The organism is Vulcanococcus limneticus LL (assembly GCF_943369875.1).
Taxonomy (GTDB): Bacteria; Cyanobacteriota; Cyanobacteriia; order PCC-6307; family Cyanobiaceae; genus Vulcanococcus; species Vulcanococcus limneticus_A.
Genome location: NZ_CALROT020000008.1, coordinates 118,154 through 130,935, shown reverse-complemented (window position 1 = coordinate 130,935; position 12,782 = coordinate 118,154). Strand labels below are relative to the sequence as shown.

Below are 12,782 nucleotides of genomic sequence, written 5' to 3'. Positions count from 1 at the left end.
GCCGTGATCAGCCCACGGCGACGCTGCCCGTGAGCAGACCGCCGACCCGGGTGTAGTCGACCTCCAGACCCAGAATCCTCAGGATCACAGTGGACAGCACGGCGTAGACCACCGCGCCGAGGATCGCGCTCACCAGGCCGTTGCGGAGCCGGAAGCCGCGGATCAGCCAGGCCGCCAGGCCGAACAGGATCACGGTGATGACCCAGTTGAAGATCCAGGAGATCGGTGTCAGCAGCCCCCCGAAGCTGGTGATGGCCCAGGGCAGGGCGAACAGCAGCTTCAGCGGCCAGATCAACAGGGTGCCGAGCAGGCCGATCACCGCGGCCGCCAGCAGGGCGATCGGGAAGCTCTCCACCTCCACCCCCAGGGGCAGCCAGGCGACGAGCAGCAGCACGGCGGCCCGGATCGGCCACTGCAGCAACCACAGCAAAGAACCCATGACACGTGCGACGGGGTCAACCTCCGCAACGTAGTCATGGGTTCAGGGGGCCACCACAGGCTGACGCAATCCGCGAAGGGACCTGGCGATCAGCCGGGACGACGGGGGATCCGGCGGCCGGGGCAGGCTGCCGGAGATGGGTATCAGGCCGCCACGGGGGCCGCGCTGCCCAGGGCCTCGCGCAGGCCACGCACCACGGCCACCATGGCCAGCTCATCGCCGAGGCGGTTCACGGCGGAGCCCACGCCCACCCCGCTGGCACCGGCGGCGATGGCCAGCGGCAGGGTCACGGCGGAGAGGCCGGAGGCGCAGAGCACGGGCAGGGGCTGGCCGGCGGCGGCCAGGGCACGGCTGATGGCGTGGGCGGCGGCCAGGGTGGGCGCCGCCTTCTCGATCAGGCCGAGGGTGCCGGCGCTGAAGGGCTTTGCGCTGGTGCCGCCCTCGGTCTGGATGATGTCGGCGCCAGCCGCCACCAGGTCCACCGCCAGCTGCTCCTGCTCGTCCAGGGGCAGCAGGTGGGGCACGGTGACGCTCAGCACCACCTCGGGCAGCAGCTCGCGGGTGCGGCGGGTCATGGCCAGCACCTCGGCGGCGTCGAAGACGCGGCCGAGGGGATAGAAGGCGTCGTAGTTGCCGATCTCCACCAGGGCGGCGCCGGCGGCCACGGCCGCGGGGAACAGCTCGGGATCCACGGCCGACACACAGATCGGCAGACCCGAGGCCTCAGCCGCCAGCTGCACCAGGGCCGGATCGCAGGCCACGTCGATCACGTCGGCACCACCGGCCCCGGCGGCGCGGCTGATGCGCTGCACGGAGGCGGCATCGAAGTTGGTGAGGCCGGCGATCACCTTGAGCAGGCGGCGCGCGGCGAGCGCCTGCTGCAGTTGAGTGGGCAGGCGGTCGAGGCGGGACATCGCAGACGCACGGAGATGGAATCGATTCTCCCACCCCAGGCCTCGGCGCCTCCGGCGCGGCCGCCCTGGAGTGGGCTGCATGAACGCCTGCACCGGCACCTCCGACGCGATCCGGCCCTGCTGCCGCCGGGGGCCGCGCTGCTGGTGGCGGTGTCCGGCGGACAGGACTCGATGGCCCTGACGCGCCTGCTGCTGGACCTGCGCCGCCTGCACCACTGGCGGCTGCACCTCTGGCACGGCGACCACGGCTGGCGGGCCGAATCGGGCCGGCAGGCCGAGGAGCTGGCCGCCTGGGCCGCGGCCCAGGGACTGGCGATCACGGTGGAGCGGGCCGGCGCAACCGGCGGAGCCGCGCCCCTCGCGGGCGCCACGGAGGCCGCCGCCCGCCAGTGGCGCTACGGGCGCCTGGCGCGGCTGGCCGCAAGCCTGGACTGCCCGCGGGTGGTGACGGCCCACACCGCCTCGGACCGGGCCGAGACCCTGGTGCTGCATCTGGCCCGCGGCAGCCACCGCCGCGGGCTGACCAGCCTGCGGCCGCGGCGCCCCCTGGAGCCGGGTTCACCGCGGGAGCTGGTGCGGCCGCTGCTGGGCTTCTGCCGCGACGACACCGCCGCCCTCTGCGCCCACTGGGACCTGCCGATCTGGCCCGACCCCAGCAACGACACACTGCAGTGGAGCCGCAACCGGGTGCGCCACCAGGTGCTGCCGGTGCTGGAGCAGCTCCACCCCGGCGCCAGCCGCCGCATCAGCGCCCTGGCGGCCAGGCTGCAGCAGGAGCAGGAGCCGCTGGAGGAGCTGCTGCCCCTGGCCCTGGCCCAGCTATGCCATCCGGACGACCCGGATGGGCTGGACCTGAAACGGCTGACGGCCCTGCGGCCCGCCAGCCGGCGCCAGCTGCTGCGGCACTGGCTGGCCGAGCGGGCCCAGATCGAGCTGGGGGCCGGCAGCCTGGAGCAGCTGGTGCAGCGCCTGCAGCCCCATTGCGGAGCGGGGATCCATGACCTAGGACGTGGGCGCCGCCTGGTCTGGGGTGCCGGGGCGATCCGGCTCAGCAAGGCGCCCCCGCCAGGCCCGAGCGGCCCCAGCACCCCCTAACCCATCCCCCGCCAGTCCCCCTTCGCGAGCCCGAATCGATGGATCCCCAACTGCAGGAGGCGTACATCGCCGTCGAGCGCGCCTACAGCCAGGGACAGTTTGCGGTGGCCCTGGAGCGGGCGCAGCAGCTGGCTGGCCAGCTGCCGGAGGGCACGCCGGATCAGCTGGCCCTGCGGCTGCGGATGCTCACGGCCCACATCCATCTCTACGGGCTGCAGCAGCCCGGCCAGGCCCTGCCCCTCTACCAGCAGGTGCTGGAGCAGAGCAGCGATCCCACGTATCACGAGCTGGCGCGGCAGGGCATCGCCCTGAGCAACCAACTGGCGGCGGCGGCACCGGAGTCCAGCGGCGGCGCCGACGTGGACGCGGAGGCGAGCGCAGCGCCGCCACCGGTCCCCGCCGCCCTGGAGGCCCCCTTCCCGGGCACGGTTCCGGACTTCGCCAGCGGAGCCCCGGTGGCCGCAGGAGCCGCGGCGGCGACCGCCGCTGCCATGCCCTGGCTGACCGATCTGGCCGATCCGGGGGCCGCCACCAGCGCCCCGGCCGTCAGCGCGGCGCCCTTCGGGCTGGACAGCGTCCCTGCCGCCGCTGCACCAGCCCCGGCGGAAGCCCAGGGGGCGGCGGCACAGACCGCCCTCAGCCTGGCGCCCCGAAACGAACCCGCGGCCGAAGCGGAGGAGGCCGTGGTGACGGTGGTGGACACGACAACGCCCGCTGGCCAGGGCGGGGCCGCGGCAGCGAGCGCGGGCGAGCCTGACGCTCCCGCAGCAGACGACGCGCAACCTATCGAAGCGGAGTTGCTCGAGCCCGAACTGATCGAGCCGCAGACCGTCCCCGCGGACAGCAACGGCGGCAGCGGCCCCGCAGCGGGCGGATCTGAGCAGGCCCACATCGCGTTCAGCCCCGCAGAAGCGGCGGAGCTGGCGAAGGGGCTGCTGCTGGTCAAGCTGGCCTGAGGCGCGCTGCCTTCGGGCAGCAGGGCCCCAAGGCCAGACCAGCCCTCAGCCGGCGGCCGTGGAGCGGCGGCGGCGGGTGCGGTTCGGGGCGATCTCCGGCTCTTCGCTGCGGGGGGCGGCGGCGGCGGCAGGCGCCGGGGCAGCTCCCACGGCCGCCAGTTCGCGCCGGGGCAGAGCGGCCGCTGCGGGGGCCACTTCCGAGCGGGGGGCGGGAGCCGCCTGGGGAGCCCGGTCACCGCGGTCCCGATCGCGATCGCGGTTGCCGTCGCGATAGCCGTCGCGGCGGCCCCGGGGAGCCGGGCGGCTATCGGGCTCGGCGTCGGCACGGCCCTTGTAGGCGGGGGTGCCACCGGGGGCCGGCTGCACCAGGCAGATGATCAGCGGCTCCACCTGCAGCTCGCGGCGCAGGCGGCGCTGCAGACCCAGCTCGATCTCGCGCTGCACGCCCATCCAGTCCACATCGGGGGCCTTGCCGCCGCTGTTGCGCGAGAGCTGCTGCCAGCGGTTCTCCAGCACCCAGGTGATCTCGCGCTCAGCCCAGAGGCTCATCTTGCGGGGATCGGCGGTGGTCACCACGCCGCGCAGGTTGACCCGGGGCGGCGCCGCCATCACGCCGTCGGTGCTGATGACCGCGAGCAGGGTGATCACGCCATCCTCGGCCAGCTGCTGACGCTCCTTGAGCACGCGGGCATCGACGATGCCGTTGCGGGAGGCATCCAGCAGCTCGATGCCGGCCTTGACGGGTTCACCCTTGCGGATCGAATCCGGGGTGAGTTCCACCACGTCACCGTTGTCGATGATCAGCATGTTGTCGGCGGGAATGCCCATCGACTGGCCGGTCTTGCTGTGGGCCACGAGCATGCGGTGCTCGCCGTGCACCGGCACGAAGTACTTGGGCTTGGTGAGGGCCAGCATCAACTTCTGGTCTTCCTGGAAGCCGTGGCCGGACACGTGGATGCCCTCACCCTTGCCATAGACCACCTGGGCGCCGAGCTGCATCAGGCGGTCGATCGTGTTGACCACCGAGATGGTGTTGCCGGGGATCGGACTGGCCGAGAAGATGATCTTGTCGGTGGGCTTCACCTGCACCTGGGGGTGCTCACCGCGGGAGATGCGGCTGAGGGCGGCGAGCGGTTCGCCCTGGCTGCCGGTCATCAGCAGCAGGGTCTCGCGGTCGGGCAGATCGCGGATCTGCTTGATCGGCACGAACAGCTCATCGGGGGCGCGCATGTAGCCGAGCTCGCGGGCCTTGGCGATCACGTTGAGCATGGAGCGGCCCAGCAGGCCCACCTTGCGGCCGTTCTTGAGCGCCAGCTCCAGAATCATCGCCACCCGGTGAATCGAGCTGGCGAAGGTGGTGATGATCACCCGTCCCTCGGACTGGGCGATGTGGCGATCCAGCACGGGGAACACGGAGCGCTCGGGGGGGCAGAAGCCCGGCACCTCGGCATTGGTGGAATCGCTGAACAGGCACAGCACCCCCTGCTCGCCGTGGTGGGCAAGACGGGCCATGTCGAAGTGTTCGCCATCCACCGGGGTGTGGTCGAACTTGAAGTCGCCGGTGAAGATCACCGTGCCCACCGGCGTGGTGATGGCCAGCGTGAAGCTGTCGGCCATCGAGTGGGTGTTGCGGATGAACTCAACCGAGAAGTGCTGACCCACCTTCACCACATCGCGCGGGGCGACGGTCTGCAGGATGGTGCGGTCGGTCACACCGGCCTCCTCCATCTTGCCGGTGAGCATCGAGAGGGCCAGGCGCGGCCCGTAGATCACCGGGATGTTGAAGTTCTTGAGGTGGTGGGCGATGCCACCGATGTGATCTTCGTGGCCATGGGTCACGACCATGCCGCGGATGCGCTTCTGGTTCTCGCGCAGATAGCTCGTGTCCGGCATCACCACGTTGACGCCATGCATGCCGTCACTGGGGAAGGCCAGGCCGGCGTCCACCAGCATGATGTCGTCGCCGTACTCGAACACGCAGGTGTTCTTGCCGATCTCGTGCAGGCCGCCGAGGGGGATCACCCGCAGGGCGGGCTGGCGATTGGCGCCATGGCCGTTGGAGGAGGAGCCGTTGGAGCCGTTGCGGGAACCGTGGCGCTGGATGTTGCTGGAGGTCATTCCGATAGGGGTGCCGGAACACTCCGGCAAAACAGCAGATGAAGGGGGATGAACTGAACGGGTTGAACGGGAGGTGTGGACCGGAGACGTTGGGAGCTGAAGCTGTGAACGGAGGCTGTGAACGGAAGTGGTGCGCTGAAGCGGGAGGTCCGGGGCTGGGGGCGCCTGAGGCGTGGATGCCAGTGGCCGCGGACCGTGGGCCTTGGCGTCAGGTGGGACGCAGGGCGGCCAGCACAGAAGTCAGTCGAGTTCTCACGTCGTCATTGGCGGGAAGAAGGGGAAGCCTTGGGGAACCCACCGCCCAGCCGCTGAGCTCCAGCGCGGCCTTGACGGGGATGGGATTGGTGGTGCAGAAGAGGGCCTTGCAGAGGGGCAGCAGCTGCTCGTGCAGGGCCAGGGCGGTGGCGTGGTCGCCGGCCAGGAAGGCCTGCACCAGGCGCTGGATCCGATCGCCGGCCAGGTGACTGGCCACGCTCACCACGCCCACCGCACCGACGGCGAGCATGGGCAGGGTGAGGGCGTCGTCGCCGCTGTAGATCGCCAGGCGCTCGCCGCAGGCGGCCCGCAGCTGGCTCACCTCCTCGGTGGTGCCGCTGGCGGCCTTGAAGCTCACCACATTGGGCAGATCCATCAGCCGGGCCGTGGTGTCGGCGCTGAGGCTGGTGCCGGTGCGGCCGGGGATGTTGTAGAGCATCAACGGCAGCTCAGGCGCCGCCTCGGCCACGGCCCGGAAATGGGCCTCAAGGCCCTCCTGGGGAGGCTTGTTGTAGTAGGGCACCACCACCAGGGCGGCATCGGCGCCGAGGGCCGCCGCCTCGCGGGTGGCCGCCACAGCCTCGGCGGTGCTGTTGCTGCCGCAGCCGGCGATCAGGCTGGCGCGGCCCCCCACGGCCTCCTTGACGGCGGCGAACAGGCGACGCTCCTCCTCCCAGCTGAGGGTGGGGGATTCACCGGTGGTGCCGCTGAGCACCAGGCCGTCGGAGCCGTGGTCCACCAGGTGAGCGGCCAGCCGCGCCGCCAGCTCCAGATCCAGCGACCCATCGGCGGCGAAGGGGGTGACCATCGCGGTGATCACCCGGCCGAAGGGGGCGGGGGAGGCAGCGCCGGGGCGGAGGGGGGCGGCGGTGCTCATGCAGCCGCTCCGATCGGTGCCGCGGCGGCGGCGGCTGTGGCGACGGAATCAGCGGTCGTGCCGGCGGCACGGGCCGGATCCAGCAGCAGCTCGGCGATCTGGATCGCATTCAGGGCGGCGCCCTTGCGGATCTGGTCACCGCAGAGCCAGAGCTCCAGGGCGTTGGGCTCACTGAGGTCCTGGCGGATCCGGCCCACCGCCACCGGATCGCGGCCGGTCACATCGGTGGGCATGGGGAAGCGGTTGGCGCCGAAGTCCTCGATCAGCTCCACGCCGGGGGCCGCCGCCAGCAGGGCGCGGGCCTCCGCCACGGGGAAGGGCTCCGTGAACTCGATGTTGAGGGCCTCGGAGTGGGCCCGCAGCACCGGCACCCGCACGCAGGTGGCCGACACCCGCAGCTCCGGCAGCCCCATGATCTTGCGGGTCTCGTGGAGCATCTTCAGCTCCTCCTCGCAGTAGCCGTTCTCCTGCAGCGGCGAGTTGTGCAGGAACAGGTTGAAGGCCAGGGAGTGGGGCAGTACTTCGCTGCGGGGCTCGCCACCCTCCAGCACGGTGCGGCTGAGATCCCGCAGTTCGTCCATCGCCCGGGCTCCGGCGCCGCTGGCGGACTGGTAGGTGCTGACCACGATCCGGCGCAGGGGCCGCCGGGCCGCCAGGGGCGCCAGGGCCAGGGTCATCAGGATCGTGGTGCAGTTGGGGTTGGCGATGATCCCCTGGTGGGCGAAGGCCGCCTCGGGGTTCACCTCAGGCACCACCAGCGGTACGGCGGGATCCAGGCGGAAGGCGCTGGAGTTGTCGATCACCACGGCACCGGCCGCCGCGGCCACCGGCGCCCACTGCTTCGACACCGAGCCGCCGGCAGAGGCCAGCACCAGATCAATGCCGTCAAAGGCCTCGGCGCTCACCGGCTGGATCGTGAGCTGGCGGCCGTTCCATTCCAGGGTCTGGCCGGCGGAGCGGGGCGAGGCCAGCAGCACCAGCTCGGCCACCGGGAACTGGCGCTCGGCCAGCAGGGCCAGCAGTTCCTGGCCCACGGCGCCGGTGGCGCCGAGCACGGCGACGTTGAGGGGACGCTGGGGCAGGGAGCCGGGGGTGGAGCTGGCCTGAAGGGTGGAGGTCAAGGGCGGCGACGGGAATGGACGGGGAGGGTCAGCAGGGGCGGAACCCGGGGGAAGGCGTGGGGGGTTGCGTTCGTCAGCACCAACGCGGCAGGGCGTGGTGGAGAGCTGGGCTGCAGGTCCTCAGGACTTCGGCAGCGACGGGACCCAGGAACCGGGCGCCGGGTGGCGGCGGCCGAGTGGCGGTCAGAAAAGCCGTGGGTTGGCGCGGCGAAACGAGCGCGTGAAACAGATGAAACTCGGGGGAAAAACGAAAGTGGTGGAAGGAAAACGAGGCGGGCAGGAGCGGATCGAGGAACGGCGTCTCGAGCGGCAACCCTGATGCGTTGTTGCCCACAATACGCGCCCCTGCCGCGAATGGAGCAGACCGCATGGGCGGTTGACACCGGCTGAGACGACCCGGCGACCGGCGGTGGGCGGACCGCTTCCTAGGATCGTGGGCTGCCCTGACGATCCGGTCCGGTCGACACCCCCGCCTGAACTCCATGAGTCCTGCCGCCCCTGCGAGCCAAGCCGCCAAGACCGAGACGGCCAAGACGGCGACGTCTGCCAAGTCGGCCCCGGCCAAGTCCGATCTGACCGTGACCGCGAGCCCCCGCCCCGGCAGCCGCGTGGCGCTGGAGGTGGCGGTACCCGGCAACCGCACCCAGGCCAGCCACGAGGCGGCCGTGGAGAAGCTGAGCCGCAGCATCAAGCTGCCGGGCTTCCGCAAGGGCAAGGTGCCCCGCGCCGTGCTGCTGCAGCAGATCGGCCCGCTGCGCATCCGCGCCACCGCCCTGGAGGACCTGGTGGACAGCGTCTTCCGCGATGCCCTGGGCCAGGTGGACGTGGCCGCGATCGGCCAGCCCTCCCTGGAGGGGGGCTTCGAGGGCCTGCTGGAGCGCTTCGCCCCCGGCGAGGCCCTCAGCCTGGTGCTGGAGCTGGACGTGGAGCCCACCCCCAGCCTCAAGGCCACCAAGGGCCTCAAGGCCGAGGCCGTGAGCGTCAGCTTCGATCCGGCCCGCGTCGATGAGCTGATCGAGCAGTCCCGCCGCCAGCTGGCCACCCTGGTGCCCGTGGAGGGCCGGGCCGCCCAGACGGGTGACGTGGCCGTGATCGGCTTCGAGGGCACCTACGTCGACAGCGGCGAAGCCATTGCCGGCGGCAGCGGCGAGGCGATGGAAGTGGAGCTGGAGGAGGGCCGCATGATCCCTGGCTTCGTGGAGGGAATCCTCGGCATGAAGCCGGGTGACTCCAAGACGGTGGACTGCCAGTTCCCCGACGACTACCCCCAGCAGGACGCCGCCGGCCGCAAGGCCAGCTTCGTGATCAGCCTCAGCGAGCTGAAGACCCGCGAACTGCCCGCCCTGGATGACGCCTTCGCCCAGGAGGCCAGCGACAAGCAGACCCTGGCCGAACTGCGCGAAGACCTGGAGGCCCGCCTCAAGGAGGACGCCGAGCGCCGTCACACCGCCAACCGCCACGAGGCCCTGCTGGAGGCGCTGGTGGAGCAGCTGGAGGTGGAGCTGCCCGAGACCCTGATCCAGCAGGAGATCGTGTCGCTGCTGGAGCAGACCGCCGGTCAGCTGGCCCAGCAGGGCATGGACGTGAAGAAGCTGTTCACGCCCCAGCTGATCCAGAGCCTGCGCGACACCTCGCGCCCCGAGGCCGAGCAGCGGCTCAAGCGCAGCCTGGCCCTCAAGGCCCTGGCCACCGCCGAGACGATCGAGCTGGCCGCCGAGGAGATCGAGGCGAAGGTGAAGGAGCTGCGGCGCGGCTTCAGCGAGACCGCCAACATCGACCTGGCTCGCCTGCGCGAGGCCGTGCAGGAGGACCTGATGCGCGAGAAGCTGCTGGGTTGGCTGGATGAGCACGCCACCATCACCGAGAAGAGCGAGGGCGAAGACGCCTCGACCGACGCCTGATCCGAGGGCCCCAGCCCCGGACGGATCACCGGCCCCTGGGCCCCGGTGGGCGGGAGTCCCTCTCTCCCCACCGGGGCGATCCCCGGGCGATCCCCATAGATTGAGCCGACCGCCCACCCTGTTCCCGCCGGCCGCGTGATCGACGCCTCCCGTCTCCATCCGATCCAGAACCGCTGGCAGGGCCCGCGACCGGACGCGACCGCCCTGGGCCGCTCCGGCGCCACCGCCCTGGCGGATGCCGGCGGACGGCCCAGCGCCTCCCCCGGCGTGCTGCCCACGGTGGTGGAGCAGTCGGGCCGGGGCGACAGGGCCTTCGACATCTATTCGCGCCTGCTGCGCGAGCGGATCATCTTTCTGGGCAGCGGCATCGACGACCAGGTGGCCGACGCCCTGGTGGCCCAGCTGCTGTTCCTCGAGGCCGAGGATCCCGAGAAGGACATCCAGATCTACATCAACTCACCGGGCGGCTCGGTGACGGCGGGCCTGGCGATCTACGACACCATGCAGCAGGTGGCCCCCGACGTGGTGACCATCTGTTACGGCCTGGCGGCATCGATGGGAGCCTTCCTGCTCTCGGGCGGCGCCAAGGGCAAGCGCCTGGCCCTGCCCAACGCACGGATCATGATCCACCAGCCCCTCGGCGGCGCCCAGGGCCAGGCGGTGGACATCGAGATCCAGGCCAAGGAGATCCTGTTCCTCAAGGACACCCTCAACGGCCTGATGGCCGAGCACACCGGCCAGCCGCTGGAGAAGATCGCCGAGGACACCGACCGCGACTACTTCCTTTCCCCGGCGGAGGCGGTTGAATACGGCCTGATCGATCGGGTCGTGACCGACGCCGGCGCCGCCGGATCTCCGCCGGCCTGACCAGTCCCCCGGGCCTGCCTTGTTGAGGAGGGCCTTAAGGACTGCTGACGAACCGTGGGATCGGGCCGATCCTGACCTTCAGGGCCCCGCCCACCTCCGCACCGGCTCCGCGCCGCCCCCTCCGCCCGATGGCCAAGTTCGACGCCCACCTGAAGTGCTCGTTCTGCGGCAAGTCGCAGGACCAGGTGCGCAAGCTGATCGCCGGGCCGGGGGTCTACATCTGCGATGAGTGCATCGACCTCTGCAACGAGATCCTCGATGAGGAGCTGGTAGAGGGTCAGGGCAGCGGTGGGGCCCGGTCCGGCGCTGAGGTGAAGGGCAAGGCCCAGCCCAAGAAGGGCCAGAAGCCCGCGCCCACCCTGGCCGAGATCCCCAAGCCCCGGGAGATCAAGGCCTTCCTCGATGCCCAGGTGGTGGGCCAGGAGGAGGCCAAGAAGGTGCTGTCGGTGGCGGTCTACAACCACTACAAGCGCCTGGCCTGGCAGGGGGACGGCGAGGGCGAGGCCCGGGAGACCGCCACGCGCCTGCACAAGAGCAACATCCTGCTGATCGGCCCCACCGGCTGCGGCAAGACCCTGCTGGCCCAGACCCTGGCCGAGCTGCTGGACGTGCCCTTCGCCGTGGCCGATGCCACCACCCTCACCGAAGCGGGCTACGTGGGTGAGGACGTGGAGAACATCCTGCTGCGCCTGCTGCAGAAGGCGGATCTGGATGTGGAGCAGGCCCAGCGCGGCATCATCTACATCGACGAGATCGACAAGATCGCCCGCAAGAGCGAGAACCCCTCGATCACCCGCGACGTGTCCGGTGAGGGAGTGCAGCAGGCGCTGCTGAAGATGCTGGAGGGCACCGTGGCCAACGTGCCGCCCCAGGGGGGCCGCAAGCATCCCTACCAGGACTGCATCCAGATCGACACCAGCCAGATCCTGTTCATCTGCGGCGGCGCCTTTGTGGGCCTGGAGGACGTGGTGCAGCGGCGCATGGGCCGGAACGCCATCGGCTTCGTGCAGGCCGACGGCCGCGGCCGCCACCGCCAGCAGCGCGACCAGCAGGCCGCCCAGGCCCTGCGCCACCTGGAGCCTGACGACCTGGTGAAGTACGGCCTGATCCCCGAGTTCATCGGCCGCCTGCCGGTGAGCGCCGTGCTGGAGCCCCTGGACACCGACGCCCTGGAGGCGATCCTCACCGAGCCCCGCGACGCCCTGGTCAAGCAGTTCCAGACCCTGCTGAGCATGGACGACGTGCGCCTCGACTTCGAGCCCGGCGCCGTGCAGGCCATCGCCATCGAGGCCCACCGCCGCAAGACCGGCGCCCGGGCCCTGCGCGGCATCGTCGAGGAGCTGATGCTCGACGTGATGTACGACCTGCCCTCCGACCAGAGCGTCAAGACCTTCACGATCACCCGGGACCTGGTGGAGGAGCGCACCCGGGGCAAGGTGCTGCCCCATCCGAGCCTGACGGAGCGCGAGCAGCAGGAATCGGCCTGAGGCCACGCCGATGACCGCCGCCGACCATCTGCAGGTGCCGCGGCAGCACGGCCTGTTCAACCACCACGGCATCGACCTGGGCGACGGCACCGTGGCCCACTACCTGGAGGGCCGCCAGATCCTGCGCAGCCCCGTGGAGGAGTTCAGCCGCGGCGAGCCGGTGAGCGTGGTGACCTACACCGAGCCCTGCTCGCCGGTGGGCGTGACCCTGCGGCGGGCCATGGGCCGACTGGGGGAGCAGAACTACAACCTGCTGTTCAACAACTGCGAGCACTTCGCCCACTGGTGCAAGACCGGCCGCCACCGCAGCGCCCAGGTGGAGGGCTGGCTGCACACCGGCAGCCTGGGGGCCCTGGCCCTCGGCCAGTTCGTGCCGGCGGCGCTGCTCACCGGCGTGCGGGTGCTGCTGCGCCAGGGCCTCAAGCTGGATGGCGAGCAGCTGGAGCAGGGCCGCGCCCTGGCGGCCCGCAGCCTGGAGCAGCTCGACGGCCTGCGGCTGAAGCTGCAGCAGAAGCTGGAGGAGGAGCTGGCCCGGGCCGAGGCCCGCTGGGGCGAGGGCAGCGCGGGGGCGGGCGCCGGCCTGGGCTCCGACCAGTTCGCGACCCTGCGGCTGGCGGCCCAGAAGCTGGCCGATCAGCTCTCGGAGGTGGAGGAGCTGGAGGCCAGGCTGGAGCGACTGCTGGGGCCGGATCCGGGCGGCGACCCCCGGTAGCCTGGGTCTTCGGCCCCGCGCCGGCAGCGCCCCCAGAGCC

Annotated in this window: 11 protein-coding genes; 6 read left to right on the top strand and 5 right to left on the bottom strand. The window is 71.4% G+C overall.

Going from position 1 to position 12,782, the window contains the following annotated elements; all coding sequences use genetic code 11:
• Positions 1-7 precede the first annotated feature (7 nt).
• A complete protein-coding gene (locus ACLV7J_RS10605; RefSeq protein ID WP_411869055.1) occupies positions 8-439 on the bottom strand; it encodes a phage holin family protein in 432 nt (143 codons plus the stop codon).
• Between the two features lie 143 nt (positions 440-582).
• The gene (locus ACLV7J_RS10600; protein ID WP_411869054.1) at positions 583-1,353 is read right to left on the bottom strand and encodes a DUF561 domain-containing protein; all 771 of its coding nucleotides are present in this window, start codon (positions 1,351-1,353) and stop codon (positions 583-585) included.
• A 15-nt stretch (positions 1,354-1,368) separates the two neighbouring features.
• Here ACLV7J_RS10600 and tilS point away from each other — a divergent pair, with 15 nt between their 5' ends.
• A complete protein-coding gene (gene tilS / locus ACLV7J_RS10595; protein ID WP_411869053.1) occupies positions 1,369-2,448 on the top strand; it encodes a tRNA lysidine(34) synthetase TilS in 1,080 nt (359 codons plus the stop codon).
• Positions 2,449-2,486: 38 nt separating this feature from the next.
• Entirely contained in the window at positions 2,487-3,404 is a 918-nt protein-coding gene (locus ACLV7J_RS10590; protein WP_411869052.1) for a hypothetical protein, read from the top strand.
• A gap of 45 nt (positions 3,405-3,449) precedes the next feature.
• Here the strand turns inward: ACLV7J_RS10590 and ACLV7J_RS10585 are convergent, their stop codons facing one another.
• The 3 genes from ACLV7J_RS10585 to ACLV7J_RS10575 all read right to left on the bottom strand — a co-directional run bounded on the left by ACLV7J_RS10585 (position 3,450) and on the right by ACLV7J_RS10575 (position 7,775).
• A complete protein-coding gene (locus ACLV7J_RS10585; protein WP_411869051.1) occupies positions 3,450-5,522 on the bottom strand; it encodes a ribonuclease J in 2,073 nt (690 codons plus the stop codon).
• A 208-nt stretch (positions 5,523-5,730) separates the two neighbouring features.
• Positions 5,731-6,654 (bottom strand): 4-hydroxy-tetrahydrodipicolinate synthase, encoded by a 924-nt coding sequence (gene dapA / locus ACLV7J_RS10580; protein WP_411869050.1) that lies wholly within the window; start codon positions 6,652-6,654, stop codon positions 5,731-5,733.
• Positions 6,651-7,775 (bottom strand): aspartate-semialdehyde dehydrogenase, encoded by a 1,125-nt coding sequence (locus ACLV7J_RS10575; RefSeq protein WP_411869049.1) that lies wholly within the window; start codon positions 7,773-7,775, stop codon positions 6,651-6,653. Before ACLV7J_RS10575 ends, dapA begins: the two co-directional genes overlap by 4 nt.
• Before the next feature lie 482 nt (positions 7,776-8,257).
• Between ACLV7J_RS10575 and tig the strand changes: the two genes are divergently transcribed.
• The 4 genes from tig to ACLV7J_RS10555 all read left to right on the top strand — a co-directional run bounded on the left by tig (position 8,258) and on the right by ACLV7J_RS10555 (position 12,742).
• Entirely contained in the window at positions 8,258-9,676 is a 1,419-nt protein-coding gene (gene tig / locus ACLV7J_RS10570; protein WP_411869048.1) for a trigger factor, read from the top strand.
• A 204-nt stretch (positions 9,677-9,880) separates the two neighbouring features.
• Entirely contained in the window at positions 9,881-10,543 is a 663-nt protein-coding gene (clpP, locus tag ACLV7J_RS10565; protein WP_411869114.1) for an ATP-dependent Clp endopeptidase proteolytic subunit ClpP, read from the top strand.
• A gap of 128 nt (positions 10,544-10,671) precedes the next feature.
• Positions 10,672-12,030 (top strand): ATP-dependent protease ATP-binding subunit ClpX, encoded by a 1,359-nt coding sequence (clpX, locus tag ACLV7J_RS10560; RefSeq protein WP_411869047.1) that lies wholly within the window; start codon positions 10,672-10,674, stop codon positions 12,028-12,030.
• A gap of 10 nt (positions 12,031-12,040) precedes the next feature.
• A complete protein-coding gene (locus tag ACLV7J_RS10555; RefSeq protein ID WP_411869046.1) occupies positions 12,041-12,742 on the top strand; it encodes a lecithin retinol acyltransferase family protein in 702 nt (233 codons plus the stop codon).
• Positions 12,743-12,782: the final 40 nt, after the last annotated feature.

Bases quoted from the DNA above. Each gene is read 5' to 3' on its own strand.
- ACLV7J_RS10605 (WP_411869055.1), bottom strand. From the start codon at position 439: ATGGGTTCTTTGCTGTGGTTGCTGCAGTGGCCGATCCGGGCCGCCGTG.
- ACLV7J_RS10600 (WP_411869054.1), bottom strand. From the start codon at position 1,353: ATGTCCCGCCTCGACCGCCTGCCCACTCAACTGCAGCAGGCGCTCGCC.
- tilS (WP_411869053.1), top strand. From the start codon at position 1,369: ATGGAATCGATTCTCCCACCCCAGGCCTCGGCGCCTCCGGCGCGGCCG.
- ACLV7J_RS10590 (WP_411869052.1), top strand. From the start codon at position 2,487: ATGGATCCCCAACTGCAGGAGGCGTACATCGCCGTCGAGCGCGCCTAC.
- ACLV7J_RS10585 (WP_411869051.1), bottom strand. From the start codon at position 5,522: ATGACCTCCAGCAACATCCAGCGCCACGGTTCCCGCAACGGCTCCAAC.
- dapA (WP_411869050.1), bottom strand. From the start codon at position 6,654: ATGAGCACCGCCGCCCCCCTCCGCCCCGGCGCTGCCTCCCCCGCCCCC.
- tig (WP_411869048.1), top strand. From the start codon at position 8,258: ATGAGTCCTGCCGCCCCTGCGAGCCAAGCCGCCAAGACCGAGACGGCC.
- clpX (WP_411869047.1), top strand. From the start codon at position 10,672: ATGGCCAAGTTCGACGCCCACCTGAAGTGCTCGTTCTGCGGCAAGTCG.
- ACLV7J_RS10555 (WP_411869046.1), top strand. From the start codon at position 12,041: ATGACCGCCGCCGACCATCTGCAGGTGCCGCGGCAGCACGGCCTGTTC.